At 76.5% G+C, this 3,357-nt stretch carries 2 protein-coding genes; one reads left to right on the top strand and one right to left on the bottom strand.

Annotation, left to right across the window (positions count from 1 at the left end; translation table 11 throughout):
• Positions 1-2,399: nitrate- and nitrite sensing domain-containing protein (locus K6I33_RS33395; protein WP_229358482.1), on the bottom strand; the 2,399-nt coding region annotated here is incomplete at its 3' end.
• A gap of 172 nt (positions 2,400-2,571) precedes the next feature.
• Here K6I33_RS33395 and K6I33_RS33390 point away from each other — a divergent pair.
• Positions 2,572-3,345, top strand: a complete 774-nt coding sequence (locus K6I33_RS33390; protein WP_229358480.1) for a protein phosphatase 2C domain-containing protein — start codon at positions 2,572-2,574, stop codon at positions 3,343-3,345.
• The last annotated feature ends 12 nt before the right edge of the window (positions 3,346-3,357 follow it).

Below are 3,357 nucleotides of genomic sequence, written 5' to 3'. Positions count from 1 at the left end.
CTCCGGGAGGCGTGCCGTCCGGCCTGGTGCGGCGCGTTCGCGTGCGGCGCGGCCTGGTGCGGCATGGCCTGATGCGGAAAGGCGGATGACGGCGGCGCCGGATGCGGTGTGCCCGGATGCGACGGTGCCGTATGCGGCGCGGCCGGGCGGGATTCGTCCGGTGGAGGTGCGGGCCTGCGCACGGTGGTGAGCTGGATGGTGTGCTCGTCCTGCTGGGCCCAGGGGCCCGAGCGCCGGGGCCCTGGCACCGCCGGTGGCGGGCCCTGGGGGTGGGACCGGCCGTGCAGCGTGTGGGAGTTGACCTCGGCGACCACCCCGGGCAGGTCGGTGTGGGGCGCCGTGCGCACGGCGCCCGGGAGCCGGCTCCCGGTGGGGTCGGTCGCGGCCGGGGGTTCGGCGGGCAGCAGGTGGCCGGGCAGGACGACGACGGCGGTGATGCCGCCGGGGCGCTGTTCGCGCAGCTTGACGCGGACGCCGTGCCGGGCGGCGAGCCGGGCGACGACGTACAGGCCGAGGCCCATGACGGGGTCGCCCTGCTCCCCGAATCCGGTGCCGCGCGGGTCCGGGTCGGCCTCGGCGAGGAGGGAGTTGAGCTCGTCGAGCCGCTCGGGGGGCATGCCGATGCCCTCGTCCTGGATGGAGAGCATGACCTCGCCGTTCTCCAGCAGCCAGCCGGAGACCTGGACCTGGACGTCCGGGGGCGAGAACGTCGTGGCGTTCTCCAGCAGTTCGGCGACGAGGTGGCTGACGTCGTCGGCGGCGAACCCGGCGAGCTGGGCGCGGGCGGGCAGGGAGTGGATCCGGACCCGCTCGTACCGCTCGATCTCGCTGACGGCCGCCCGCAGGATGTCCAGCAGGGGCACCGGGTTGCTGTGGGTGCTGTGGTGGTCGGCGCCGGCGAGGGTGAGGAGGTTCTCGTTGTGGCGGCGCATCCGGGTGGCGAGGTGGTCGAGCTTGAAGAGCACCTCCAGCCGGTCCGGGTCGGCCTCGTGGGCCTCCATGGACTCGATGACGGTCAGCTGCCGCTCGACCAGGCCGAGGGTGCGGCGGGAGAGGCTGACGAAGGTGGCGTGCACCCGGCCGGAGAGCCCGCTCATCCGGTCGTCGATCTCCTGGCAGCGGGCGCGCAGCGCGTCGCGCTCGTCGGCGAGGTCCTGGCGGGCCACGTCGAGGCGGTTGCGCTCGCCCTCCAGGAGGGCGACGCGCTCACGCAGCCGGACGATCGTGCCGTGCAGCACGTTGACCGAGCGGGCGACCTCGGCGAACTCGTCGTCGCGGCCCCGGAAGGCGACCGGCTCCTTGTCCACCGGGTCCGCGCAGACGCGGCGCGCCCCGAGGCGGAGCGCGGCGAGCGGCCGGGTCACCGAGCGGGCGGACTGGACGCCGGTGCCGAGGATCAGCAGGAAGGCCAGCGCGGCGAGCGCGCCGCGCACCTCCAGGGCGGCGGTGTCGTGCTCCCGGAGGCCGGCGAGGCGGGCCATCTCCTCGGTGCCGAGGCCGGATTCGAGCCCCCGCATCTGGTCGACGCGGACGGTCAGCTGCCCCCGTACGGTCCCGGGCCGCTCCGGTTCGGCGGCGACGGCCTGGGGCCGGGCGGCCAGCCGGGTGAGCCGGGCCTCGGCGGCGGCGGTCTGGGGGCCGCTGACGGTACGGGCGTACTCGGCGCGCAGCCCGGCGGGGGCCAGCTGGTGGAAGTCGGCGAGAGCGGCCTCTTCCCTCAGGCGCCGTTGCTGGGCGGCGGCGAGGAGCGGCGTCTGCCCGGCGCCGCGGGCCGCCAGGGCGGCGAGGAGCAGCCCGCGGGTGGCGGAGGCCTCCTCGACGGCCCGGCCGAGGGCGGGCAGCGCGACGGCCTCGCCGGGCCGGGCCCGGCCGGGCAGCCGCTGGACGAGCCCGGTCTCCACGGCGTGGAGGGCCTGGACGGTGGCGGTGTAGGCGGTGAAGACGGCGAGGGCGTCGTCGGGGCCGGCCAGGGCGCGGCGGCGCAGCTCGGGCAGGGCGGCGAGGCGGCGGCGCAGGGGGTCGGGCGCGCTCGCGCGGAACTCCTCGATCTGCCGGTCCACACCGGCCCGTTGCTCCTCCGACGCGGCGCCCGCCCCGCCCGAGTCGGCACGGCCCCCGGCCACATACTCGGTCATGGTGTCGCGCTCGTCGGCGAGGGCGTGGGCGAGGGCGACGGCGCCGCTCGCGGTGGTGGCCTGCCCGGCGAGGCGGCGGGAGTCGGTGAGGTCGCGTATGGCGTCGGCGATGCCGAAGGCGCCCGCGCCGAGGGCTCCGAGCGAGACGACGGCGACGGAGGCGACGAGCCTGTTGCGTACGCGGGCGGTGCGCTCCGGTACTCCTGTGGTCTGCTGTTCGCGCGTGCCGCCGCGAAGCCGCTTCTTGCGCACCGGTGCTCGCATTCTGCTCTGGTCTTCCGCTCCACCCGCCGGCGACATCCCGCTGGTGGCCCCTTGCCGGGTGCCACCCGCCGCGTTTCCCCCCGGCAAGTGCCCCACCACATCAACCGCCGAGCACGCCGGAAGGATGCGCGTCAACGGGCAAGGAAATTCGGGCATCCGGCACACTGGCCGCATGCGCATCGAACTCTCCACCCAGCCGGGGGATCCGGGCCGCCCGAACGAGGATTTCGTGTCCGTCGCGCTGCCCGCCGGCGGGCGGGGCGGGGCCCTGGTGCTGCTGGACGGGGTGACGCCGCCGCCGGCCGGGGAGTCGGGGTGTACGCACGGGGTCCCGTGGTTCACGGCGCGCCTGGGCGGGGCGCTGCTGGAACTGGCGGTGACGCGCCGGGAGATGACCCTGGCGAAGTGCCTGTCGACCGCCATCTCCCGTACCGCCGACGCCCATCGGGACGGCTGCGACCTGACGCGGCGGCTCACTCCGCAGGCGACGGTGGTGGTGGCGCGCTGGGACGCGGAGGTGGTGGAGCACCTGGTGCTGTCCGACTCGGTGCTGCTGATCGAGGGGGCGGACGGCGCGGTGTCGGCCGTCCTGGACGACCGCATCGCCCGGCTGGCCGCCATCGGGCGGGTGGCGGACGCCCAGCGCAACGCCGAGGGCGGTTTCTTCACGGCCGCCGCCGACCCGGCGGTGAGCGCCCGCGCGGTCACGGGCACGACGGCGCGCGGTGACGTCCGCGCGCTGGCGGCGCTCACGGACGGCGCGGCGCGCTGGGTGGAGGTCTTCCGGCAGGGGCGCTGGGCGGGCTGTTTCGCGCTCCTGGCGAAGGAGGGCCCGCAGGCGCTGATCGACCGCGTCCGGGAGGCGGAGCTGGCCGACCCGGACGGCCGCGCGTTCCGCCGCGGCAAGGCGCACGACGACGCGGCAGCGCTCTACGCGGAGCTGTGACGTCGTGGAGGG

The organism is Streptomyces sp. UNOB3_S3 (assembly GCF_020740895.1).
In the GTDB taxonomy this organism is placed as follows: Bacteria; Actinomycetota; Actinomycetes; order Streptomycetales; family Streptomycetaceae; genus Streptomyces.
Note: the sequence above shows the minus strand (reverse complement) of the source record. Positions and strands in the feature narration are given on the sequence as shown.

Coding starts and splice junctions, on each gene's coding strand:
- K6I33_RS33390 (WP_229358480.1), top strand. CDS start 2,572: ATGCGCATCGAACTCTCCACCCAGCCGGGGGATCCGGGCCGCCCGAAC.